Annotated in this window: 20 protein-coding genes; 17 read left to right on the top strand and 3 right to left on the bottom strand. The window is 51.8% G+C overall.

Annotation, left to right across the window (positions count from 1 at the left end):
• The first annotated feature begins 11 nt into the window (after positions 1-11).
• The 9 genes from OO017_RS01325 (at position 12) to OO017_RS01285 (ending at position 10,834) form a co-directional block, all read left to right on the top strand.
• The gene (locus OO017_RS01325) at positions 12-329 is read left to right on the top strand and encodes a rhodanese-like domain-containing protein (RefSeq protein WP_266050631.1); all 318 of its coding nucleotides are present in this window, start codon (positions 12-14) and stop codon (positions 327-329) included.
• Positions 330-650: 321 nt separating this feature from the next.
• Entirely contained in the window at positions 651-2,120 is a 1,470-nt protein-coding gene (gene guaB, locus OO017_RS01320; protein WP_266050630.1) for an IMP dehydrogenase, read from the top strand.
• 308 nt (positions 2,121-2,428) lie between these two features.
• The gene (locus OO017_RS01315; RefSeq protein WP_266050629.1) at positions 2,429-4,498 is read left to right on the top strand and encodes a GAF domain-containing SpoIIE family protein phosphatase; all 2,070 of its coding nucleotides are present in this window, start codon (positions 2,429-2,431) and stop codon (positions 4,496-4,498) included.
• Positions 4,499-4,518: 20 nt separating this feature from the next.
• Positions 4,519-4,857: an STAS domain-containing protein gene (locus OO017_RS01310; protein WP_266050628.1), complete on the top strand. Its 339-nt coding sequence runs from the start codon at positions 4,519-4,521 to the stop codon at positions 4,855-4,857.
• Entirely contained in the window at positions 4,850-5,260 is a 411-nt protein-coding gene (locus OO017_RS01305; protein ID WP_266050627.1) for an ATP-binding protein, read from the top strand. The genes OO017_RS01310 and OO017_RS01305 overlap by 8 nt, the downstream gene beginning before the upstream one ends.
• Before the next feature lie 169 nt (positions 5,261-5,429).
• Positions 5,430-7,730: a peptidylprolyl isomerase gene (locus OO017_RS01300; RefSeq protein WP_266050626.1), complete on the top strand. Its 2,301-nt coding sequence runs from the start codon at positions 5,430-5,432 to the stop codon at positions 7,728-7,730.
• A gap of 101 nt (positions 7,731-7,831) precedes the next feature.
• A complete protein-coding gene (locus OO017_RS01295; RefSeq protein ID WP_266050625.1) occupies positions 7,832-9,199 on the top strand; it encodes a peptidylprolyl isomerase in 1,368 nt (455 codons plus the stop codon).
• 7 nt (positions 9,200-9,206) lie between these two features.
• Entirely contained in the window at positions 9,207-10,172 is a 966-nt protein-coding gene (locus tag OO017_RS01290; protein WP_266050624.1) for an AAA family ATPase, read from the top strand.
• A gap of 233 nt (positions 10,173-10,405) precedes the next feature.
• Complete coding sequence (locus OO017_RS01285) at positions 10,406-10,834, top strand: hypothetical protein (RefSeq protein ID WP_266050623.1); 429 nt, start codon at positions 10,406-10,408, stop codon at positions 10,832-10,834.
• A 76-nt stretch (positions 10,835-10,910) separates the two neighbouring features.
• Here OO017_RS01285 and OO017_RS01280 read toward each other — a convergent pair whose 3' ends face one another.
• A complete protein-coding gene (locus OO017_RS01280; RefSeq protein WP_266050622.1) occupies positions 10,911-11,774 on the bottom strand; it encodes an SDR family NAD(P)-dependent oxidoreductase in 864 nt (287 codons plus the stop codon).
• Between the two features lie 155 nt (positions 11,775-11,929).
• Between OO017_RS01280 and OO017_RS01275 the strand changes: the two genes are divergently transcribed.
• Positions 11,930-12,562 carry a GNAT family N-acetyltransferase gene (locus OO017_RS01275; protein ID WP_266050621.1) on the top strand — a complete coding sequence of 211 codons (633 nt, stop codon included), beginning with the start codon at positions 11,930-11,932 and terminating at the stop codon, positions 12,560-12,562.
• Positions 12,563-13,132: 570 nt separating this feature from the next.
• Here the strand turns inward: OO017_RS01275 and OO017_RS01270 are convergent.
• Positions 13,133-14,284: a lipid A deacylase gene (locus OO017_RS01270; RefSeq protein ID WP_266050620.1), complete on the bottom strand. Its 1,152-nt coding sequence runs from the start codon at positions 14,282-14,284 to the stop codon at positions 13,133-13,135.
• A gap of 160 nt (positions 14,285-14,444) precedes the next feature.
• Here OO017_RS01270 and recA point away from each other — a divergent pair, with 160 nt between their 5' ends.
• The 5 genes from recA to OO017_RS01245 all read left to right on the top strand — a co-directional run bounded on the left by recA (position 14,445) and on the right by OO017_RS01245 (position 19,335).
• Entirely contained in the window at positions 14,445-15,491 is a 1,047-nt protein-coding gene (recA, locus tag OO017_RS01265) for a recombinase RecA (RefSeq protein ID WP_266050619.1), read from the top strand.
• 173 nt (positions 15,492-15,664) lie between these two features.
• Positions 15,665-16,474 carry a DUF3108 domain-containing protein gene (locus OO017_RS01260; RefSeq protein WP_266050618.1) on the top strand — a complete coding sequence of 270 codons (810 nt, stop codon included), beginning with the start codon at positions 15,665-15,667 and terminating at the stop codon, positions 16,472-16,474.
• Between the two features lie 213 nt (positions 16,475-16,687).
• Positions 16,688-17,377, top strand: a complete 690-nt coding sequence (locus tag OO017_RS01255) for a response regulator transcription factor (RefSeq protein WP_266050617.1) — start codon at positions 16,688-16,690, stop codon at positions 17,375-17,377.
• A gap of 5 nt (positions 17,378-17,382) precedes the next feature.
• On the top strand, positions 17,383-18,411 hold the full coding sequence (locus OO017_RS01250) for a sensor histidine kinase (protein WP_266050616.1): 1,029 nt from the start codon (positions 17,383-17,385) through the stop codon (positions 18,409-18,411).
• A 213-nt stretch (positions 18,412-18,624) separates the two neighbouring features.
• Complete coding sequence (locus OO017_RS01245) at positions 18,625-19,335, top strand: RluA family pseudouridine synthase (protein ID WP_266050615.1); 711 nt, start codon at positions 18,625-18,627, stop codon at positions 19,333-19,335.
• A 269-nt stretch (positions 19,336-19,604) separates the two neighbouring features.
• On the opposite strand, the gene OO017_RS01240 is transcribed toward OO017_RS01245, so the two are convergent.
• Positions 19,605-20,585, bottom strand: coding sequence for an NAD(P)H-quinone oxidoreductase (locus OO017_RS01240; protein WP_266050614.1), 981 nt, complete (start codon positions 20,583-20,585; stop codon positions 19,605-19,607).
• A 196-nt stretch (positions 20,586-20,781) separates the two neighbouring features.
• Between OO017_RS01240 and OO017_RS01235 the strand changes: the two genes are divergently transcribed.
• Both OO017_RS01235 and OO017_RS01230 read left to right on the top strand, forming a co-directional pair.
• Entirely contained in the window at positions 20,782-21,147 is a 366-nt protein-coding gene (locus OO017_RS01235) for a BlaI/MecI/CopY family transcriptional regulator (RefSeq protein WP_266050613.1), read from the top strand.
• A gap of 1 nt (position 21,148) precedes the next feature.
• Positions 21,149-22,624: a M56 family metallopeptidase gene (locus OO017_RS01230; protein ID WP_266050612.1), complete on the top strand. Its 1,476-nt coding sequence runs from the start codon at positions 21,149-21,151 to the stop codon at positions 22,622-22,624.
• Positions 22,625-23,100 lie beyond the last annotated feature (476 nt).

Genomic DNA, 23,100 nt, shown 5'->3' with positions numbered 1-23,100 from the left:
GAACAGGAACTATGGATGAGATTACCGCACAGGAACTGAAAGACAGGCTGGCCCACAGCAGCAACATACAACTGCTGGATGTGCGCGAGCCGGAGGAGTTTGAGATCTGCAACCTCGGAGGCGAACTGATACCGCTTGGCGAGCTTTCCAGGCAGTCGGCCCGCATCCGCCGCGATATACCGGTGGTGGTTATCTGCCACCACGGCTTCCGCAGCGCACAGGCCATTAACTACCTCACGCAGCGCCTCGGTTTCGATAACCTGCTAAACCTGAAAGGCGGCATCCATGCGTGGGCAACGCAGGTAGACCCAAGTATGGCCGTTTATTAATTTATATTTTCAGGCCATACGTTATACTTGATACTTGCCTGGATGCTGCCTTGCGCCACTTCTCTCAGTCCAGCTTACACTCAACCTGTTTTCACCACGGTTCTCAGTAAAAAGTCATTCTAAAACAGGTTGAGCCGCATGAGAGAAAATAGACTACCCCTCCCGCGAGCGGTCTAAAACCGACCCAAACTTACCATACTTCCTGATAGCTGTACTTTTGCTGCCTGGTGCCTGCAAAAAAATCCCATCCACATTTGCATAAATATCTCCTTAAGTTTCTGTAACTTTACGCGGCAAATAACAACCCCTAATTTATTTGCCATGCTCTCCGATCAGTCTAAGATTTTATTTGAGGCACTCACCTATGATGACGTGCTGCTGCTCCCGGCTTACTCCGAGGTGCTTCCTCACCAAACTGATACCTCCTCGCAATTAACGCGCAACATCCGCATCAACATCCCGCTTATTTCAGCCGCCATGGACACCGTTACCGAGGCTGAACTGGCCATTGCAATGGCGCAGGAAGGCGGTATCGGCATCATTCATAAAAACATGTCGATCAGGAAGCAGGCGGAGCAGGTGCGCAAAGTGAAGCGCTCTGAAAGCGGCATGATCCTGGACCCGATCACCCTGAACGAAAAAGCCACTCTAGGTGACGCCGTACAGATCATGACCGAGAACAAGATCGGCGGTATCCCGATCGTGAATGACGAGGGCAAGCTGACAGGCATCATCACCAACCGCGACCTGCGTTTCCAGCGTGACCTCACGCAGCCCGTATCGGCCATCATGACGAAGCAAAACCTGATTACGGCTAAAAAAGGTACTGACCTGGCCAAGGCCGAGGACATCCTGCAAGAGTATAAGATCGAGAAGCTGCCGGTAGTGGACGATAATGGAAAACTGGCCGGCCTGATCACCTATAAAGACATCCTGAAGAAAAAAGACCGCCCCTTTGCCTGCAAAGACGAGTATGGCCGCCTGCGCGTAGGTGCTGCCGTGGGAGTAACCCCGGATGTGCTGGACCGCGTGAAGGCACTGGTGGATGCCGGCGTGGACGTGATCAGCGTGGACACAGCCCATGGCCACTCCAGAGGTGTGCTGGAGGCGGTGAGACGCATTAAAACAGAGTTCCCAGATGTAGACCTGATTGCCGGCAACATAGCCACAGCCGACGGTGCCAGAGCCCTGGCCGATGCCGGCGCCGACGCCGTGAAGGTGGGTGTAGGCCCGGGCAGTATCTGTACCACCCGCGTAATTGCAGGTATAGGCATGCCACAGCTGTCCGCCGTAATGGAAGCCGTGAAAGGCCTGGAAGGCACCGGTGTCCCGGTAATTGCCGACGGTGGCATTAAGTTCTCAGGCGATATTGTGAAGGCGCTGGCTGGTGGGGCAAGTACCGCCATGATCGGCTCTCTACTGGCCGGAACCGAAGAGGCCCCGGGCGAGATGATCATTTACGAAGGCCGCAAGTATAAAACCTACCGCGGCATGGGCTCTGTAGAGGCGATGGAGGAAGGCTCGAAAGACCGCTACTTCCAGGGCAACGAGAAAGACGCCAAGAAATTGGTACCGGAGGGTATTGTAGGCCGCGTGGCTTATAAAGGGCTTGTAAACGAGGTAATCTACCAGCTGGTAGGTGGTATCAGGGCGGGTATGGGCTACTGCGGCACCGCCAGAATAGAAGACCTGCAGCGCGCCAAAATGGTAAAGATAACCGGTGCCGGCCTTCGCGAAAGCCATCCGCACGATGTGCAGATCATGCGCGAGGCTCCGAACTACAGCCGCTAACGTATAAAACACGCTCCAGACCTAACCTTAAGGTGAGCGTCTCAGTGAAAAGCAGCCCGCGGCACAGCCACTGGCTGCTTTTTTTATGCAGGTGGCGCAAAACCAAGCTAGTGTGGGTGCGCGGTTAAAACATTTAATTTTATTAATATTAACCTACGCCCCCTGATTTACGTTATGCAAGGTGATTTTCTTATACAGGATAAGACACCTTGGCCAAAAAGCAGATTTTTTTCTTACCTTTCATGTTAAAACAGGCCAGGGAGCATCGTAATTCAGGCGCGGCTAACACAAAAACGGATTTCCGTTTTATGCTATACAAAAACAACGCAAAAACCTTACTGGCTACCTCCGCTATCGTAAGCTGGCTCTTATTGCTGGTTTATGTGCTGCTTACTGCCGAAAGCACAGTAACAGGGGCCAGTGTGCCCTCTTTTGCGTTCCCTTTTCTAAACAACCTGCTCATTGTTGTCTTCATCGTATCGGTGTTCCTGTTTCAGCGGCTGCACACCGAGATGCTCAAGGGGATGGACTTTATTGGCTATCTCTGGAACCTGTTCTCGCGGGCAGGGGTGGCGGCTTACCTGAGCGTGGCGCTATACCTTGTTTACAGGGTGTACACGAACTACGCCGAAGAGGAGTCCTCGCTGTTGCTGCACCTGGTGTACCAGGTAAACTTCGGGCTGATGGTGCTCTTCCTGGGCAAGGCCTTTTACATCTGGCGCCAACTGCTGCTCTACCACAAGAACAAGTTTCTTCAGATTGCCTGGGATTGGTTTGAGTTACTGCTGGCCGCCACGCTGCTGCTCACCATCTTCAACTTTAACTATACCAGCTACGTTTTTCTGCCGCTGCTGGCCCTGATAGGCTTCTATATACTTTTCCTGTGCACCAACATGAAGTGGGTGGCCTACCTCACCTTTAACAATAAGAGCCGCTCTCTGGTACTGCTGGGGGCCATCCTCCTAAGCTGCTACATCTTTGTCCGCTTTTTCCGGGCCATGGCCAACAGCCCGGAACTGGTGGTCGATTACACGGATGTAGGTTTCCTGCTGCTGGCCATGCTGTTTGTGGGCACGTACACATTAGCTGCTTTCCTAGTGTCCCTGTTCAGCCTGCCTACCTCCAGCGTATTTGAGCAAAAGAGCGAGGACCTGCTCAACTTCCAGCGCCTGAGCCTCTCTATACAGCAAGGGCAAAGCGAGGCGCAAGTATACGACATGCTGGTAGAGAGCACGATCAAGGCCTCGGATGCCAGCGCAGCCTGGTTTGAGGTGGTCCGCAACAGTGAGCCACAGGTAACTCACCTGCTCAACATCAAAGAGCCCCAGATCAAAAGTATAAGGCACCTGCTTCAGGCGTACAACATCCATAATATGGATTACATCAACAACAACCTGGGCCGTAACCCTGGCTTCCGTGGCCTGGGGTTGGCCTGGAAATCGATGGCCATACTTCCGATCAAGTCCACAAAGCACTTGTCCGGCGTTTTATACTTGCTGAAGGATGTGGAGGGTGGGTTTGACCAGGAGACAGTGAACGTACTGCGTACCTTTACCAGCCAGACCACGCTCACCATCGAGAACCTGCGCCTGGTCAATGAGTCGCTACAAAACGAGCGCTACAAGGAGGAACTGAAGATCGCCACACAGGTACAGGAAAGCCTGATCCCAAAAACATTCCCGACCGATAGCTGGTTTGAGATCAGCACGCACTCGGTGGCGGCCAAGGAGGTGGGAGGCGATTTTTACGACTTCCTGCAGCTAAGCGAGTCGCGGATTGCCATTATTATAGGCGATGTGTCGGGCAAGGGTATTTCGGCGGCGTTCCATATGGCCCAGATGAAAGGTATTTTCCATGGGCTGATGCAACAGGACATGGCCCCGAGCGAGTTCATGAAACAGGCCAACAGCGCACTGAGCCGCTGCCTGGAGCGAACCTCTTTCATAACTTCTGCGCTATATATAATCGATTACCGTATGAAGGGCTTTATGTTCGCCCGGGCCGGGCATTGCCATACGTTATACTATAACTCCATGATGGATAACGTGTTCTACTTCCAGACAGACGGCCTGGGGCTGGGCATTATCCGGGACGACAAGAACTACGCCGGCCACATCCGGGAGATGTACTACGACTACAACCCTGGTGACGTGATGGTGATCTACACCGACGGTATTGTGGAGGCGCGCAGCCCTAAGAACGAAGAATACGGCGAAGACAGGCTGCTGTACATGCTGGAGCAAACCTATCACCTGGAAGCTGATGACATTAAGTACGCTATCATAAATGACCTGAACGATTTTACCGGGCCGGGCAACCTCTACGACGACCAAACGCTGCTGGTGATAAAGTTCAGGCCTACCCAACCTAACATATGATTAACCCGTAAAGTATGCCGATGAAAATTACACAAGAAATTAAAGACAACACCATCATCATGACCCTGGATGGTGAACTGGATGCAAGTTCCTCCGTTATATTGGACGAAGAGTTATCGGACCCGGAAATTATGAAATACAGCAAGATTCTGGTAGATTGCCAGAAGCTTAACTATATTTCCTCAGCGGGCCTTGGAGTATTTATCTCGCACCTGCAGCGATTCGAGGACGCACAGATCAAGCTTATCTTCTTCAACATGCAGGACAAGGTACGCAACGTGTTCGAGATACTCGGTCTAGACCTGCTCATGACCATCGTATCCGATTACGAGGAAGCAAGAACCATTGCAAATGAATAACTCCATTCGGGTAAATTGTACTAAAAAAAACCTGAAGCTGATACGGGACTTTGTGACGGAGTATCTGAAGGCACTCGCGCTTTCGGATATCCTCATGAACCAGATCGTATTGGCCGTGGATGAGATATGCGCCAACCTCATCATACACGCTAACCACGAGGACCCCACCAAATACCTCACCCTGAAAATACAGACCCTGAAGGACCAGGTAAAGTTTGAGATCGCGGACCAGGGGGCGGCCTTTGAGTCCAACAACTACAAAGAGCCCAACATACAGGAGCATATCCGGATGGGTAAAAAGGGCGGCGTGGGCATAGCGCTGGTTAACCGCATCATGGATAAAGTGGAGTTTCTTACGGAGGGTTCCCAGAACATCTGCCTGCTTTACAAGAAAATCAAATAAAGCCACTTACATACTTTAGCTGCCTGTTATTCCGTTATCCGGGAACAAATGCCCGTGCAATTGTTTTATGCTTATAGTTTTTGATTTATCTGTCAAAAAAATTAGCTAAAATTGCATACCCTGATCTTCCTGATCAGCGACAAACATAATCTTGATTTTGAATCAACCTATGCGCAGCAACCACCTACTGGTTGCGGTAGCAGCCCTGGCCATTGCCGGCTGCACCGCCTCCAAGAAGAACGACAGTAAAGAACCCTCAATCGCTACGCTCGGCTCCCAGCCTATTTCAACTTCCGAGTTCCGCTATGTGTACGAGAAGAACAACGGCGGCAACGAAGATGCCTACACCCGCGAGAGCGTTAGCGACTACCTGAACCTCTACACCAACTTTAAACTGAAGGTAATAGAGGCCGAGAAACGCGGCCTGGATACCACCATGGCATTTAAGCGGGAACTGGAGGGATACAAGGAGCAACTCGCCCAACCCTACCTCACGGAGAAGAGCGTGACCGACCAGCTGGTGAAGGAGGCCTATGAGCGGATGAAGCAGGAGGTGAACGCCTCGCACATACTCATCACGTTGGCCCCGGAAGCAGCGCCAGAAGATACATTGGCGGCCTACAACCGGGCGATGGAACTACGCCAGCGCGTGCAGAAAGGCGAGAATTTCGGTAAACTGGCACAGGAAAACTCACAAGACCCCTCCGCCGCCGACAACAAAGGCGAGCTCGGTTACTTTACGGCCCTGCAGATGGTATACCCGTTTGAGGACGCCGCCTATAAAACAGCCGTAGGAGACGTATCGATGCCGGTGCGCACCCGCTTCGGCTACCATCTGATAAAGGTAAATGACAAGCGTGAGGCGCGTGGCGAGGCTAAAGTAGCTCATATTATGGTACGCTCTACACCAGATGCCCCTGCCGCCGACTCGCTGGCAGCCAAGCAGCGTGCAGAGGCCATCTACCGCCGCCTGCAGAAAGGCGAGAACTGGGGAAAACTGGCCGCTGAGTTCTCAGAAGATGCCAACACCGCCAGCAACGGCGGTGAGTTACCATGGTTCGGCACAGGCCGCATGATCCCGTCTTTTGAGGAGGCCACCTTCGGGCTACAGAAGCCTGGGGAGATCTCCAAGCCTGTGTACACGCCGTACGGCTGGCACATAATTAAACTGATAGAGAAGCGCAGCCTGCCACCTTACGAGGAAATGGAGCAGCACCTGCGCAACAAGATAGCCAAAGACTCCCGGGCAGAACTGAACAAAACCGCTTTCCTGAAGCGCATCCGCCAGGAGAACAACTTTACGGAAAACGCCGATGCAAAGGCTGCCGCGCTGGCCAAGGCCACCGATGAGCTGCTACAGGCCAACTGGACCTACAACGAGGAAGACAAGCTGCTGAAGCAGACGCTGTTCTCTATCCAGGGCAAGAAATATACTGTGGGCGACTTTTATACTTATGTGCAGGAGCAGCAACGTCCGCGCACAACTGGCAGCGCCGCACACGCCATGAATCTGCTCTATGACAACTATGCGGAGCAGAGCCTGCTGGAGTACGAGCGCAACAACCTCGAAAACAAGTACACTGACTACAGAATGCTGGTACAGGAGTACCACGACGGCATCCTGCTGTTCCAGTTGATGGATGAGAAAGTATGGAGCAAAGCCATTGAGGACACTACCGGCCTGCGCACTTACTTCAACCAGAACCGCGAGAAGTATAAGTGGGGCGAGCGCGCCGATGCCATCGTGATTAGCGCAGCCGATAAGCAGCTGCTGCAGCAGGCCCAGAAGCAACTGGACAAGCGCCGCTACCCGGTATCGTTTGCCAAGCTAACCGATGCGCAGTTTGAGCAGAACAAAGCCGAACTGAGCGCTGCCGATAAGGCCAAACTTGAGGAGCTGGCAGAGATGCTGCAGCAGAATGAAACCCTGACGCTGGAAATTAACGGCCACACCGAGGCCCGCGAAAACACCAAAGTAGCCGAGGCCCGTGCCGAAGCCGTCAAAGTATACTTGCAGCAGCAAGGCGTGCCAACGGCGCAGCTAAGCACTAACAGCCTGGGCAAAAGCAAACAAGCCGGCCCCGACAACACCGAAACAGGTCGCCGCCGCAACCGCCGCGCCTCTTTCGCGCTTTATACTTCGGAGTTGGGCGCCCTGGCCGAAAGCCTGAACAAGGATAACCCGCTGGCCGTGCAGATTACGGAGAAGAAATTCCAGCGCGGCGAGAACAAAGCCCTGGATGCCGTGGAGTGGAAGGCAGGCACCTATACCGCACAGCAGAATGGCCGTGAGTACCTCATCATCATAAAAGATGTGCTGGAGCCGGCCTACAAGGAGCTGAACGAGGTGCGCGGGCCAGTTATATCAGACTACCAGACGTTCCTGGAAGAGCAGTGGGTACAGGAGTTGCGCAACAAGTACCCTGTTGAGGTGAAGGAAAACGAGGTAGAGAAGCTGGTGCGCAAGTAGCACGAAACCTTGCCGAATTTGCCCCGCTTTTCGGGTATTTCAGAATAAAGAAGTAACTTGTGCGTTAATTTCCAGCACAAGTATAAATTAAGATAGATCCCTTGAAAAAGATTCATCAACTTGCCCTGTCGGCCTTTGCGGCACTATGCCTCATCGTAACGTCTGCCCCGGCTAATGCTCAGGCACCTGTGCAATACCAGGTGGATGGTATTATCGCAAAGGTAGATAACCAGGTAATCCTTCGCTCCGACCTGGAGTTTGGCTACCTGCAGTACCTTGCCCAGTCTAAGCAGAAACCCAGCGAGGACCTGAAGTGCCAGATATTTACGTCCCTGCTACAGGACAAACTGCTGCTTGCCCGCGCCGAAATTGACTCCGTAGTGGTTGAGGATGGCATGGTGACCAGTGAGCTGAACGAGCGCATTAACTACCTGGCCAGCCAGGTGGGCGGCACCGAGCGTCTGGAGCAGTACTACAACAAAAGCCTGAAGCAGTTGAAGGACGAACTGCGTAAAACAGTGCGCCAGCAGCTGGTAATGGAGAAAATGCAGCGTGAGATCACGAGCAAAGTATCCGTTACCCCGAAGGAGATCAAAAAATACTTCAACAACATCCCGAAAGATAGCCTCCCATACTTCTCTACCGAAGTGGAAATTGGCCAGATTGTGAACTACGCAGAAATTGGCCGCGACCAAAAGCAGGAGGCGCGCCAGAAACTGGAGAAGCTGCGCGAGCGTATACTTGCCGGTGAGGATTTCGCCACGCTGGCCAGGCAGTACTCCCAGGACCCGGGCTCTGCCCAGGACGGTGGCGTACTCGGTTTCTTCAAGAAAAAGGAGCTGGTGCCAGAGTATGAGGCAGCTGCCTTACGCCTGGAGCCTGGAGGCATCTCGAACGTGGTCGAGTCGCAGTTCGGTTTCCACCTGATCCAGCTGATCGAACGCCGCGGACAGGAGTTCAACACGCGCCACATTCTAATAAAGCCGGCCACCGCTACGGTAGACATTGCCGCATCCGCAGCCGAACTGGACAGTGTGCGCAACCTGATCATGAGCGACAGCCTTACCTTTGCACAGGCCGCAAAAGAGTACTCGGACGATACCAACACCAAAGACAACGGCGGTATGATAACGAGCCGCGCCACGGGCTTCACTTATACCCCAATGGATCAGGTGGACCCAGCCATCTTCTTTGTCATAGACACCATGGAGGTGGGTGAGATTTCCAAGCCGGTAACCTTTACAACGCCTGATGGGAAAGAGGCCACACGCATCATCTACCTGAAATCGAAGTCTAAGCCGCACATGGCCAACCTGACTGACGATTACCAGAAAATAGCCAACGCGGCGCTGGCACAAAAACGCAGCAAAGCCGTAAATGAGTGGTTCAAGAAGAACATCAGCACGGTATACATAGAAGTAGACCCGGAGTACCAGGATTGCAGTGGGCTCCAGCAACTAACGCAATAAACCAAGTATGACGCAGTTCACCTCTGACAAAGAAGCAGCCGACGCCCTGCACAACTCCTACCGGGAGCTCACTTCAGAAATATCGAAAGTGATCGTGGGGCAGGACGAAGTAGTAAGACTGGTACTTACAGCTGTTTTTTGTCAGGGGCACTGCCTGCTGGTGGGGGTGCCGGGGCTCGCCAAAACGCTCCTCATCCAAACCATCGCCTCCACGCTCGACATGAGCTTTAACCGGGTGCAGTTCACGCCCGACCTGATGCCCTCTGATATTGTTGGTGCCGAAACCTTGGATAAGGACCGCAACTTCCGGTTCGTGACGGGACCTATCTTCGCCAACATTGTACTTGCCGACGAGATTAACCGCACACCGCCCAAAACGCAGGCCGCCTTACTGGAGGCCATGCAGGAGCACGCGGTTACCGTGGCCGGCCACAGGTATAGCCTGCCGGAGCCATTCTTTGTACTGGCCACCCAAAACCCGATTGAGCAGGAAGGCACCTACCCTTTGCCAGAGGCGCAGCTAGACCGCTTCATGTTCAACATCACACTGGGCTATCCGAGCTACGAGTCAGAGTTGCAGATTGTGAAGAACACCACAGGCGCCGCCGTGAACCAACTTCGCAGGATACTACATGCCGACGATATACTCGCCTTTCAGCAATTGGTGCGCCGCGTGCCGGTAACTGATAACGTGGTGGAGTATGCCGTAAAGTTGGTGCACCAGACTCGCCCTAACATGCCGATGGCTTCTAAGCAGGCCAACCAGTTTTTGGAGTGGGGAGCAGGCCCGAGAGCCTCGCAGCACCTGATAGTGGGTGCCAAGTGCAACGCCATCCTCAACGGCAAGTATAGCCCTGATATTGAGGACGTGCAGGAAGTGGCCCTGCCTATACTTCGCCACCGCATCGTGCGCAACTTCAAAGCCGAGGCCGAGGGCGTTACCGAAGAACAACTGATTCGGGAGCTGCTGTAGATTAATTCCTCAATAAGGAAATGGGTATATTCTCCCGCTTCTGTCATCTTATAAAGATCTTGGCTGCGGTGTATAGAAGCAGCCGTGACTCGCCAACAAGATCCTTCCAGGATGACATGGAAAACGTCCTTTCAATCGCTCATTCATCCATTCAAAATTCTAATAATTGCAATTCACTCAGATTGGTGTAATTTTGCGCCCATACTTTTTTATCAACATTACCTTAAAGACTTATGGAAGCGGCAGCTTTATTCCTTCGCTTTAAAGATAACCTGGCCCGCATCGTAAGCGCGCTGAACAGCAAACTGGAAGTACGCTCGATGCCTTACAACACGTCTATTCCGCTGGAGGTAGACCTGCTGGCAGACGTGGTGCGCCTGCACGGCCTGGATTTTAAATCGTCTACACCCGGTGCGGCCCGCCTATTTGACTTTCAGCAGTGGTATGCCCAGAACGAAACGCAGGTGAACGAGGTGATGCACCGCGTACTGGAGGACAAGAAAGCCTATATGAGAACCGCCACCGGCACCGTGCTGCAGAAAGAGATGCTGTACCGCCGCCTGGAGTTCTTTAAGGAGACCGCCCATACCCTGGAGGTGATGATGATCCAGCAGAACCTGCACAGCCCGAAGCACTTTAACTACCCGTACCTGAACGCGTAGCAAGTATAAAGTATAAAAGCAGAAAGCCACTCCTAAAGTATGGGAGTGGCTTTCTGCCTTTACAGGTTTTCTTGTTTTACTTTCTGATAGAAGTATGGCTCTCTTTGGAGTGTTTCAGCTTTAGCTGGCCATCGGGCTGCACTTTCATACTTTGGGCTGCCTGGTCGCCGGCAGGGCCTTTGGCGATGAGTGTACCGCCATCTACCGGGAAGATAGCCCCGGTTACATAAGAAGCCTCATCCGAAGCCAGGAACAGGTACACATTGGCAACCTCCTCTGGCGTACCCCTGCGGCCCATAAGCGTACCCTGCGTCACCATCTGCTCCATCTGCTTATCCATCGGCCCGGTGTCCTTGTGCGTCCAGCCGGTGTCTATGGGTCCGGGGGCCACTATGTTGCAGCGTACGCCCTTCTGCGCCTGTTCTGCTGCCAGGCCTTTGGCAAAAGCATGCATAAAGCCTTTTGTGCCGCCATACGGTGCGTTCTGCGCAATGCCCAGCGCCCCTGACTCCGAGCCGGCGCATACTATGTTACCCTTTGTTTTCTGCAGCTCCGGCAGCGCCGCCTTACTCATTGCAAAAGCCGTCCGGATGTTGTTCTTGAGCAGGTAATCAAACGCCTCTTCCGAGAAATCTGAAAGCAGGTTTACTTCCGGAAACGTTCCGGCATTGTTTATCAGGATATCGAGTTTGCCGTACTGCTTCACTGCCAGCTGCACACAACTTTCAGCATTGGCCAGCAAGGACAGGTCTGCGGTGAAAGGTATGGCTGTGCCTCCCTCCTCCTCTATCTCTTTGGCTACTTCCTCCACCGGGTCCTCCGGAAAACCTGCTACCACCACCATAGCCCCTTCTTTGGCGAACTTTTTACTGATGGCCTCGCCTATGCCCGCACCACCACCTGTCACGATGGCTACTTTTCCTTTTAGTCTGTTTCCCATTTGATTTAGATTAAGTTACTGATCATTTATTTATACTTTATAACGGCAGAAGTACAGCTACAGTTAGTGAAGGATAAACTTTCCCAAGTAACTGCACGTTTTGCATTTGTTAGCGTATGACAGAACAAAGGCACCACACTTTTATATTAATTTACATGAGCTATTTATACAACACAACCTCTGAGGCCTTTGATGAACAGTTAGAGACACGCCACCTGCACCTGCGCCCTTACCAGGAAGGAGACGAACGGGATTTTATGCGCCTGCTGCAGGAGAACATGGGCCACCTCAGCCCGGCCTTCTCTGGCCGCATGGCCCGCGTACGTGTTTTAGATGACGCCCGCATGCAGGTACAGCAGCTTCGCACCGATTGGGAGAACCGCCGCATCTTCGATTTTGGCGTTTGGCAGAAAGAAGATAACCACTACATCGGCGACATTGCCCTGAAGAACCTGGACCGCTCTATACCCAAGGCTGAGCTTGGTTTATACTTTACCGCCTGGCCCGCTACCAGGCAGCTGGCACAGGAGGCGCTGGAGGAGGTGATCCGGTTTGCATTTGGCCCGCTGGGGATGAACAAAGTATACTTGCGCTGCACCAACGCCAACGAAAGCTACGGCTCACTGGCCGAAAGCTCCGGGTTTGTGAAAGAGGGCGTACTGCGCTGCGACTACCGCGGCGCTGACTCTGACGAACTGCTGGACCTGAGCTACTACGGCATCACCCGCCAGGATTTTGAGCAAGCGCAGCAGCAGCAGGAAAAGGCCAGTTCCACAGCTTTAGCGTAGGACGACTTTGGTTTGCAGTTACGGGTAGCCTTTCTGCCGAAGGGGAAAGCTATAATTGCCACTGCTAAAGTATAAGCTTCATAGCTGCTGCCGTTACTCGGACAGGCGTAAACCCACCCCTACCCCTCCGAGGAGGGGAACTCTGTAATTTCTGTTGCCAAAGTATAAAATTGCATAGCTGCTGTCCATATCAGCAGACGATTACATCCCCCTGCCCCCTTCGAAGGGGGACTTGGTTCCAGTTGCGTATCAAAGGCGGTGGCTATCGAACTGTTCCCAGTCTTTCCGTTGAGCGCCTTTGGAGTTTTTCCGGTGCTGAGCGTGAGCGAGGCAGCCTGAGGCACGAGGGCAGGAAAAGGTCCCAGCGCGATGCGGGAAGACGAGCCCTCCCGGGCTGGAGGGAGCCAAAGCAAACTATGGAACTATAGGTATGTAAGACTGAGGGGCAGCAGCAGCTAGAAAGGATAGCTTGATTCATGTTAAAGAAAGCAGGGCTATGAAAGTATAGAGGCACTAACGGACTTCTGCGCCAGTAAGTATAAACAAGCATCTAACTTTGTCCTTCCATACTTACCTCTTCACCTTAGCCAAGAAAAAATCGGTGTTAAAGTTTAGGTAGAAGCCGCTGGAGAACTCTAGCTTAGGATTGTTAAAGTCCCAGAGCGGCTCGAGGCGAAGGGTCAGGCTCAGGTCATCTACCAACTCAATGTCTTTCATCAGCCGAAGTATAAGCAGCTCCCGCTCCTCCTCCAGGTAACCGGGGTTCTTAAACGTGGTGGAGGCTGACTGGTACAGTTTACCTCCCAACTCAGCGATATACCCATCCCCGCGCCAGTAGCTCAGCATCACGTCCTGGTATTTGGTATCGGCGCCTATATTAAAGTATAACCCGTGCCCCTGCTCATACGGCAGCTGCCGCTCATTGGAGAGATCCTTGAAGCCGACCAGGTAGTTTTTGGTGTAGAGCCGGTGCAACACCCGTCGGTTATACTTCTTCTCCAGCTCCAGGCCGATGGCGGCGTTGGCTACGGTGGTTAGCGGCAGGTCGGAGGCATCTATCTGCCCGCCCTTGTGCTGCGCCGTAAACTGCAGCGGCAACGTTAAGTATAAACTGTCACCCAGGTTTCCCTTGCCCTCCTGCGCGAGCAAAAGTATGGCCATAGCCGCGCCGCCGTTCACCTGCTCCTGATCGTCCTCACCGCGGTAGAGCATGTTCACCCAATCGGCCCAGGCATCCAGACGCAGGCGGTGCGTGTTCAGTTTATACTGCACGCCGTTCTCCAGCCGGTTAAGTATAAGCCGCTCGAAATCGTAGATCGGTTCTATGTAGCCGTGGTTCAGGTTACCCTCCAGCGTACCGAACAGCAGCTGCCACCGCTCCCGCTGCACCTTTATGGTAAAGGTGGGCGTAATATCTTCGTAGCCTGATGCCCCGAAATCTTTCCAGAGCAGCAGGCCGGACTCCACCCGCACGTTGCCGGTGGGCTGATAAGTAAGTTTGGGGTTAAGTTGGTAGCCGAATAAAGTATAGCCGTCGGCTATTTTGTTGAAGTACTCGTTGTTCTTGAGAAAGCCCAGCGCCTGCACCTCTATCCTAATATCATTAGCATTTAGCTCCTGCACCGGCTCTTGCTGCAGCAGGGCGCGGTTATTCAGCTGCGCCTTTGCAAATTGGCTTACTATCAGCAAAATCAACAGAAAAAAAACTTTCAGGAAGCGCATAAAAAAGAGCTAAGTATGGGACAAAAACAGGTGCAGCTGTGTTATAATCAGACGGCGCCAAACAGCTAAAAAAATTAGCAAAATACTTGCAAACTATTTTGCAGATTGGCTCCGAATTCGTAATTTCACCTTCAATATAAAGCTAATTAACAAAACACACATGAGCGTAAGCAACGAAAAACTGAAGGCCCTGCAGCTGACCATGGATAAGCTCGACAAAACGTACGGCAAAGGCACCGTAATGAAGTTGAGCGACAACAAGGTTGAGGACGTTCCGGCCATCTCCACTGGTTCGCTGGGTCTGGATATTGCGTTGGGCATCGGCGGTTTGCCACGTGGCCGCGTCGTAGAGATCTACGGTCCTGAATCTTCCGGTAAAACCACGCTTACTTTACACTGCATTGCAGAAGCGCAGAAAAAAGGCGGCCTGGCAGCATTTATTGATGCAGAGCACGCCTTCGACAGAGTATACGCCCAGAAATTAGGTATTGACACAGAAAACCTTCTGATATCCCAGCCGGATAACGGTGAGCAGGCACTTGAGATCGCCGACCACCTGATCCGCTCTGGCGCCATCGATATTATCGTAATTGACTCTGTGGCCGCCCTTGTGCCGAAAGGCGAACTGGAAGGCGACATGGGTGACAGCAAGATGGGTCTGCAGGCACGTTTGATGTCGCAGGCGCTTCGTAAACTGACCGGTACGATCAACAAAACCGGATGTACCTGTATCTTCATCAACCAGCTTCGTGAGAAGATCGGTGTAATGTTCGGCAACCCGGAGACAACCACTGGTGGTAACGCCCTTAAGTTCTACGCCTCTGTGCGTCTCGATATCCGCCGTGTGGGCCAGATCAAGGAGAGTGCCGACAACATTACCGGTAACCGCACCCGCGTGAAGGTAGTGAAGAACAAAGTAGCACCTCCGTTTAAAGTAGTAGAGTTCGACATTATGTATGGCGAAGGTATCTCTAAAGTTGGCGAGGTGCTGGACCTGGGCGTAGAGCTGGGCATTGTGAACAAATCCGGTTCGTGGTTCTCGTACAATGGCGACAAGCTGGGCCAGGGCCGCGACGGCGTGAAGCAGATCCTGCTGGACAACCCGGAACTGATGGAAGAGATAGAAGGCAAGATCAGAGCGATCGTGAAAGGCGAGCCGGAGAAAGTAGCCGCCGCCCTGGACGATGCCGCTGCATCAGCCGAATGAACTTTATTTCCGAATCTGAAGTAAAAAAAAGGTGCTACCATGGTAGCACCTTTTTTGTTAAAAATCAGTTGAATAGCTAAAGGAGATTCTATAACTTAAGCCTTGAGAAACAGTTGGTACAAAACTTGATTGATAACAGGAATTGACACTGACACCTAATGGAAGGCATAATGATGAAAAAGTTTTTCCCTGTACTCATACTTATTTCGCTTGTAGTTTTTGGCTTTGCCACAAAAGACAGAATGCGGCAGCTGCCCAACGACAGCTTTAGCACTGGCGAGGTGCTGAAGTATAAAGTGCACTATGGCCCTATTACAGCCGCAGAGGCCGTGATCGACGTATCGCCTGACATACACACTATAAATAACCGCGCCTGCTACAAAGCCACTGTTTACGGCAAAACCAATAGCTCTTTCGACCTTTTTATAAGAATCCGGGATACCTGGCAATCTTATATCGACACGGCCGCCATTTTGCCGCAACGCTCTTTCCGCAACATAGAGGAGGGCAACTACCGCAAGCGCGAAACCGTGGACTTTGACCACTATGCCAACAAGGCGCATGTAGAGAAAAAGAAGAAATCGAAGAAGGTGGAGAAGAAGACTTACAGAGTAACTGACAACGTTCAGGATATTGTGAGCGGCTTTTACTACCTGCGCACCCTGAACTTCGACAACATGCGCGTAGGCGATAAAACAACGGTGCAGGGCTTCTTTGATGAAGAGAACTTTAACATGGAAGTGGAGTACCGCGGCCGTGAGGTGGTAAGCACGAAGGCCGGCGATATCAGGGCCATTAAGCTGGTGCCACGCATGCCAAAAAACGAGATGTTTAAGGGCGAGAACTCCATTGTTGTATATCTCTCGGACGATAAGAACAAGATACCCGTGCTCATAGAGGCGGAGATGTTTGTGGGGTCCGTAAAAGTAAACCTCTACGAATACAGGAACCTGAAGAATAAACTCATGTTTGCAAAGAACTAACACCAGAGCCAGCCTAACAGCTGGCTCTTTTCATATACCCGCCGGTCTTGCGCATTTAAGAGTATGTTAACAAAATATTATGATTTGATTATACCATCCTGAATAGCTATAATGTATGGTATATTTACAGAGTAAAAAAAGGCTTGCTAGTCTGAAACAGCGCGTTGGTTAACGCTGAAGTTTATCCTTTTGCTAAATCTAAGTCCTTACACCGTGCAAACAGCATCGCAGTACAAAATACTTGTTGTAGATGACGATCCGGATATCGTAGAGTTACTACAGTACAACCTCGCCCGCGAAGGATATGAGGTGGACACCGCAGACAACGGGAAAAAAGCCATCGACATGGCGAAGCAAATAAAGCCGGACGTTATCCTGATGGACGTGATGATGCCGGTGATGGATGGCATAGCAGCCTGCCGCCAACTGCGCGAGCTAGAGGAGTTCCGGCACACGCATATCATCTTCCTGACTGCCCGTGCAGAGGAGTTCTCAGAGGTAGCCGCCTTTGAGGCCGGGGCCGACGACTTTATCACCAAACCCATAAAACCTCGTGCCCTGTTGAGCCGCCTGGCTGCCTTTGCCCGCCGCGACGCCCAGCACGAGGAGCAGGACAAGGTGATTGAAGCCGGGGAGTTGAAGATAGACCGAACCAGCTTTGCCGTTTACAAAGGCGACGAGAAGATAACTCTGCCTAAAAAGGAGTTTGAACTGCTGGCTTTTCTGGCCGCCACCCCGAACAAGGTGTTTACACGCGAGGAACTACTGAGCAACATCTGGGGAAATGATGTGTATGTAATTGCCCGAACTGTGGATGTGCACGTGCGCAAAGTGCGCGAGAAGATAGGCGAAGAAAACATTAAGACCATTAAAGGAGTGGGCTATAAGTTTAACACGGATTAAAATTCATGAATATAAACTCCCGTACGCTTGCCCTTTTAACCTCTCTGGCGGTAGCAATTGTGCTTACCGCCTTTCTTGCTTTAGCCAGCTACTTCTCCTCACAAGGGTTTATAGTAGCGCTGGTTATTGTGTTTGTCTGCTGCTTTGTGCTGGTACACCTCTCCTACGAGGCGCTGGTGTTCCGGGAAGTGAAGAACGTTTACTCCAGCCTGGAAAAGCTGAAGCGTCAGGACTTTAAGAAAGCAGAAAGTCGCTCTACCTTCGTGGCTGATCCGCTCAAAAAGATAAAGGACGAGATTTACATGATCGCGGAGGGTAAGCAGCAGGAGATAGACGAGCTGAAGCGCCTGCAGGTAATGCGCCGCGAGTTTCTGGCCGATGTGTCGCATGAGCTGAAGACCCCCATCTTTGCCGCACAGGGCTTTATTCATACTTTGCTGGATGGCGCCATGGATGACCCCAACGTGCGGGAAAGGTTCCTGGAGAAAGCCGCCAAAAGCCTGGATGGCCTGGATGCCCTGGTACAGGACCTGATCAGTATCTCGCAGTTTGAGAAGGGCGTGGTAAAGATGGCCAAGCGTAATTTTGATGTGGCGCAGCTGGTGCGCGAGGTGGCCGAACAACTGGAGCAGAAGGCTGCAGAACTGCAGATTACCGTGCACGTGGAAGCCGACGAGCCCGTGATGCTTTTCGCAGACCCAAACCGCATCCGCCAGGTGTTCATCAACCTGATAGATAATGCTATTAAGTATGGCCGGAAAGGCGGCAATATCTGGGTTATGTTTGATGAGGGCAAGCGCAAGTATACTATCACCGTAAAAGATGATGGCAAAGGTATAGCGCAGGAACACATCAATCGCATCTTCGAACGATTTTACCGCATAGATAAAAGCCGCGCCCGCGACACCACCAGCACCGGCCTGGGCCTCTCCATCTGCAAGCACATCATAGAGGCGCACAAATCTTTCATCGCCGTTAAAAGCGAAGTGGGGAAAGGCACTACCCTGCGCTTTAAGCTGCTGAAAGCGAAGTAACTTTTTAGTTAGTGGTTGCCAGGTATTAATTTTTGGTCCTTAGTTTATACTTGCTGTACCCGTGGCTATACTTACGGAGCGATATTTAGGACTTGCCTCAAACCCATACATCCATACTAACAACCAATAGCGCGTAACCAACAACTATTATCTGTATCTTTGCAGGATGCCCGGTCGCAACGTATGGCTGGGTCAGCATAAAGTATAAAACGCATGAAGTACCCGGTTTTTAAAGACCTGATCATATTTGAGAACGAGGATTACCTGGTGGTGAACAAGCCGCCATTTCTGGCCACGCTGGAAGACCGCACCCCGAACACCACCAACCTGCTTAAAATAGCAAAGCAGCACAACCCCGAACTGCAAGCCTGCCACCGTCTGGATAAAGACACCTCGGGCTGTTTGGTGTTTGCCAAGAACCCGGAGGCTTACCGCCACCTGTCGATGCAGTTTGAGCACCGCCAGGTTTATAAAGTATACCATGCCGTGGCGTGGGGCGTGCATAAGTTTGAAGATGAACTGGTAAACAGGGCCATCCTGCCAAACGCGAAAGGTGTGGCTCACCTGAACCCGAAAGGCAAACCCGCCGAAACATACTTCACCACACTGGAAACCTTTGCCCGCCATACTTTAGTGGAGTGTATGCCTGTAACCGGACGCCTGCACCAGATACGTGTGCACCTGGCTTACTTAAAAGCCCCAATTGTAGGCGATGAGCTGTACGGCGGGGAGAATGTATACCTGAGCAACCTGAAGCGCGGCTACAACTTGAAAAAGGACACAGAAGAACTGCCGCTGATTAAGCGTTTTGCGCTGCACTCGTTTAACATCGGTTTTACGCTGCTGAATGGGGAGCCTGTTAAAATTGAAGCCCCCTACCCAAAGGACTTTGCCGTGCTGGTAAAGCAGCTTAGGGCGCATTAGTTTTATTCACAAAGGATTTAGGGTGAAGGACAAAGGAGGCCATGCAGCTTCTTTTGTCCTTTCCATTTACACTTCCTACCACAAGTTTAGCGGAGCGTAACTGGTGGCTATGTATAGCAGAAGTTTGAAACTGCTTTGAAAATACAAGGGCTACTGTGGCAGACGCTATACTTTATACTTCAGTAATATCCGGCAAAGTATAAACAAGCAGAAAACATACTTTACGCTTCGCTAAACCTGCTACATGCATTCCTTTATCCATAGCAGGCTTAGTTAACCCGCAGCACGATCTTTCCGATATTCTTGTTCTGCTCCATGTAGCGGTGCGCCTCGGCCGCCTCCTCCCAAGAATAAACAGAGTCTACCACTGGCTTTAGCTTACCTTCCTTAAAGAGCGGCAGCGCAAAGCGGCTCATGTCCTCTGTCAGCTTTAGCTGGTAGTCTTTAGACCTGGAGCGTAGCGTGGAGCCTATAACCTGCAGGCGTTTGGTCAGTATTTTGCGCAGGTCTACCCCATCCACCTTCCCTCCGCCCAGGCTGGCAAGTATAACCAGGCGCCCGTCGGTGCGCAGGCATTCGAGGTTCTGGTTAAAGTATGGCCCGGCGATAAAATCCACGATCACGTCCACACCTTCGTTGTTGGTATAAGCCAGCACCTCATCCTCAAAAGGCACCTCCTTATAATTGATGGCTTTGTTGGCTCCGAGCTCTTTGCAGGCGTGCAGTTTCCACTCTGAGGCAGTTACCAGCACCTCAGCCTTCAGCGCCCGCGCCAGCTGAATGGCCGCCGTGCCCACGCCGCTCGCCCCGGCATGGATCAGTGCCCGCTCGCCGGCCTGCAGTTTACCCAGCCACACCAGTGCCTGCCACGCCGTAAGAAACACCTCCGGTATGGCGGCAGCCTCCTCCATGCTTAAATTCTCCGGCACCGGCATAGCCATAGCTTCCTCAATCACGGCATACGCGGCGTAGCCGCCACCGGGTAACAGCCCAAACACTTTGTCGCCTTTTTTGTAGCGGGTGCAGTTAATGCCTGCCTCCACCACCTCCCCGGCAATCTCCAACCCAAGTATAGGGCTGGCACCTTTGGGCGGTGGGTACTTGCCTTGGCGCTGCAGCGTATCGGCCCGGTTGAGGGCGGTGGCGTGCACTTTCACCAGCAATTCGGTTGGGGCTGGCAGGGGCTGCTCGTACTCGCCAAGTATAAGTTGCTCTGGTCCGCCCGGCTGTTTTACAAGTATGGCTTTCATATTTAAAGTATAGATGTTTAAGTGGTTATAGGTTAGACGCCGCTGAGCCCAAGAGGTTTCTGTCTGCACAGTCAATGGCCTCCGGCACGCCTAAACCCGCTTTTTAGATACAACAGGATAATATTTAAAAAATAATATTCAAAACCGTTTACTTTATTACGAAAGTTTCGTAATTATACGAAAACATCGTAATGTTATGGAGAAGCTAACACAACAAGAAGAGGAGGCTATGCAGGCCATATGGTCTTTGGAGGGAGGTTTTATAAAAGATATTCTGGAGATTCTGTCGGAGCCGAAGCCTCCCTACACTACGCTCGCCTCTACGGTGAAGAACCTGGAGAAGAAGGGCTACGTGCAGGGCGAGAAGCTGGGAAACTCTTACCGCTACCATCCGCTGATAAAGCAGGAAGACTACAAGAAGCGCTTTATGAAAGGCTTTGTGGGCGATTACTTCAAAAACTCCTACAAAGAACTGGTGGCCTTTTTTGCTAAGGAAAAACAGATAAGCGCCGAGGAGCTGAAAGAGATTATCAACATGATTGAAAACAAAAAATCAGAATGATATGCCTGAGATAACCTTGTACCTGCTAAAAGCAAACGCTGCCCTGGTGCTTTTTTACCTGGCTTACCACTTTGTGCTGCGGCGGCTCACGTTTTATACTTTAAACCGCCTGTTCCTGGTGTTCGGCCTGCTGTTTTCTTCGCTGTACCCGCTCCTGAACCTGTCTGAGCTGTTTAACCGCCACCAGGAGCTGGCACGGGTGACGTCCTACGCGGTCGCTCTTCCTACATGGGCCGTTTCAACCGCCACACCAGCCCAGGCAAGCCCCTTTGACTACTGGCAGCTCCCTGTTTACCTGTTTTGGGCGGGCACCGTGGTTATGGTTTGTAGATTGACGCTACAGTTTACCGCGCTTTACAACATCCATACGTCCTCGGCCCCTGCCAGGCACCAGGGCACTCCGTTCAGGGCAACCCAAAGTATAACCGAGGCTTTCTCGTTCTGGCAAAATATTTACCTGAACCCACGGCAGCACAAGCCGCAGGAATTGGAAGCCATACTTCGGCATGAACTGGCACATGTACGGGGCTGGCACACGCTGGATGTACTGTTGGCCGAGCTGAGCACTGTTTTCTGTTGGTTTAACCCAGGCGTGTGGCTCCTGAAAAAAGCGCTGAAAGAGAACCTTGAGTTTATTGCCGACCGACAAGTGGTAGATGCCGGCGCCGACAGAAAAGCCTACCAGTACCTCCTCCTGAAGATCACCGGCCCTTCAGAGCCGCAGATTGCTAACCAGTTCCATTTCCCATCACTTAAAACAAGAATTGTTATGATGAATAAAGACAAAACCTCACTGAGGCATGTTGTGCGCTACGCCGTGCTCATTCCCCTGATTGCCGCCCCTACTCTTTTGGCCACGGCTTACAACAAAGCCCCGAAAGCGCCAGCTGGCAACTTTAATCAGGAAGTAACCGGCCCCACAACCACTGTTTCCGATACGGTTGTATATTATATAGATGGCGTTAAGACTGCTGATGACGCCATCAAAAAGCTGGACCCTAACGAGATTCATAGCGTGAATGTACTCAAAGGAGAAAGTGCAAAAAAAATATCAGGCGAAGAGAAGACCAAAGGAGTGGTGGCTATCACAACCAAAAAGAACCAAAACGCGCCGGAGGTGATAGAGTTTAACAAGAAGATTTCGGAGCAGGCACTTCCTACTCCTTCCGCGCCAGAACAGAGCCTTGACGAACCTTATATCTTTATACTGGATGAGGTGGAGTATTACAAAGACATGTCTAACTGGCCTGCTGACTATAAAGACTTTCTGAAGCGGAACCCCTCAGTAGAAAAAGTAGGCTTTAAATTCAACAACAGAAAAGACTACAACCTAACCTCGTTTGTGGTCTTCCTCAAGAACGGCAAAACAGAGGAGTATGACTACAACGGAAGCCAACAAATACCGGCCGCAGAAGCCAAGTATGGCACGTTGCCTCAGCTACCTCCCCCACCACCGCCTGTAAGAAGCAAGCAATAAGTATAAAGTAAAGCCGCCTGGTAGTTTAGCTATCAGGCGGTTGCTTTTTAAACTGTACATTATAATGTGCTGAAAGGTGCCTATAAATATTTAAAGTACATTTCTGCAACACCGGTTCTTACCACCCCTTGTTCCCAACTCCACCCCTGTCCCCTACTTTCTCAAGGGCCCCTACCCCCAAGGAGGACTTAGTATAAGTTGCATCAGCTGTCACATCCAACCACCCCTGCCCCTCCTTGTCAAAGGAGGGGCGCCTGTAATGACTGATGTTGAAGGGTAAGTTTCATCGTTGGGGGTGGCTGGCATCAGCAAAAGTATTAACCCACCCCTAACCCCTCCCGTGAGGGGAATCATGCTTGTCCTATAGCAAAGGCAGCAGCTACCGAAAACTGATCCCAGTCTTTGGGTTGAGCGCCTTTGGAGTTTTTCCGGTGACGAGCGCGAGCGAAGGCATTGCGGCGCAGGAGCAAAGGAAA

The sequence above is a fragment of the Pontibacter anaerobius genome, from assembly GCF_026241195.1.
Lineage (GTDB): Bacteria > Bacteroidota > Bacteroidia > Cytophagales > Hymenobacteraceae > Pontibacter > Pontibacter anaerobius.
This window is presented reverse-complemented; position numbering and strand designations above follow the sequence as displayed.

Bases quoted from the DNA above. Each gene is read 5' to 3' on its own strand.
- OO017_RS01325 (WP_266050631.1), top strand. From the start codon at position 12: ATGGATGAGATTACCGCACAGGAACTGAAAGACAGGCTGGCCCACAGC.
- guaB (WP_266050630.1), top strand. From the start codon at position 651: ATGCTCTCCGATCAGTCTAAGATTTTATTTGAGGCACTCACCTATGAT.
- OO017_RS01315 (WP_266050629.1), top strand. From the start codon at position 2,429: ATGCTATACAAAAACAACGCAAAAACCTTACTGGCTACCTCCGCTATC.
- OO017_RS01310 (WP_266050628.1), top strand. From the start codon at position 4,519: ATGAAAATTACACAAGAAATTAAAGACAACACCATCATCATGACCCTG.
- OO017_RS01305 (WP_266050627.1), top strand. From the start codon at position 4,850: ATGAATAACTCCATTCGGGTAAATTGTACTAAAAAAAACCTGAAGCTG.
- OO017_RS01300 (WP_266050626.1), top strand. From the start codon at position 5,430: ATGCGCAGCAACCACCTACTGGTTGCGGTAGCAGCCCTGGCCATTGCC.
- OO017_RS01290 (WP_266050624.1), top strand. From the start codon at position 9,207: ATGACGCAGTTCACCTCTGACAAAGAAGCAGCCGACGCCCTGCACAAC.
- OO017_RS01285 (WP_266050623.1), top strand. From the start codon at position 10,406: ATGGAAGCGGCAGCTTTATTCCTTCGCTTTAAAGATAACCTGGCCCGC.
- OO017_RS01280 (WP_266050622.1), bottom strand. From the start codon at position 11,774: ATGGGAAACAGACTAAAAGGAAAAGTAGCCATCGTGACAGGTGGTGGT.
- OO017_RS01275 (WP_266050621.1), top strand. From the start codon at position 11,930: ATGAGCTATTTATACAACACAACCTCTGAGGCCTTTGATGAACAGTTA.
- OO017_RS01270 (WP_266050620.1), bottom strand. From the start codon at position 14,284: ATGCGCTTCCTGAAAGTTTTTTTTCTGTTGATTTTGCTGATAGTAAGC.
- recA (WP_266050619.1), top strand. From the start codon at position 14,445: ATGAGCGTAAGCAACGAAAAACTGAAGGCCCTGCAGCTGACCATGGAT.
- OO017_RS01260 (WP_266050618.1), top strand. From the start codon at position 15,665: ATGAAAAAGTTTTTCCCTGTACTCATACTTATTTCGCTTGTAGTTTTT.
- OO017_RS01250 (WP_266050616.1), top strand. From the start codon at position 17,383: ATGAATATAAACTCCCGTACGCTTGCCCTTTTAACCTCTCTGGCGGTA.
- OO017_RS01245 (WP_266050615.1), top strand. From the start codon at position 18,625: ATGAAGTACCCGGTTTTTAAAGACCTGATCATATTTGAGAACGAGGAT.
- OO017_RS01240 (WP_266050614.1), bottom strand. From the start codon at position 20,585: ATGAAAGCCATACTTGTAAAACAGCCGGGCGGACCAGAGCAACTTATA.
- OO017_RS01235 (WP_266050613.1), top strand. From the start codon at position 20,782: ATGGAGAAGCTAACACAACAAGAAGAGGAGGCTATGCAGGCCATATGG.
- OO017_RS01230 (WP_266050612.1), top strand. From the start codon at position 21,149: ATGCCTGAGATAACCTTGTACCTGCTAAAAGCAAACGCTGCCCTGGTG.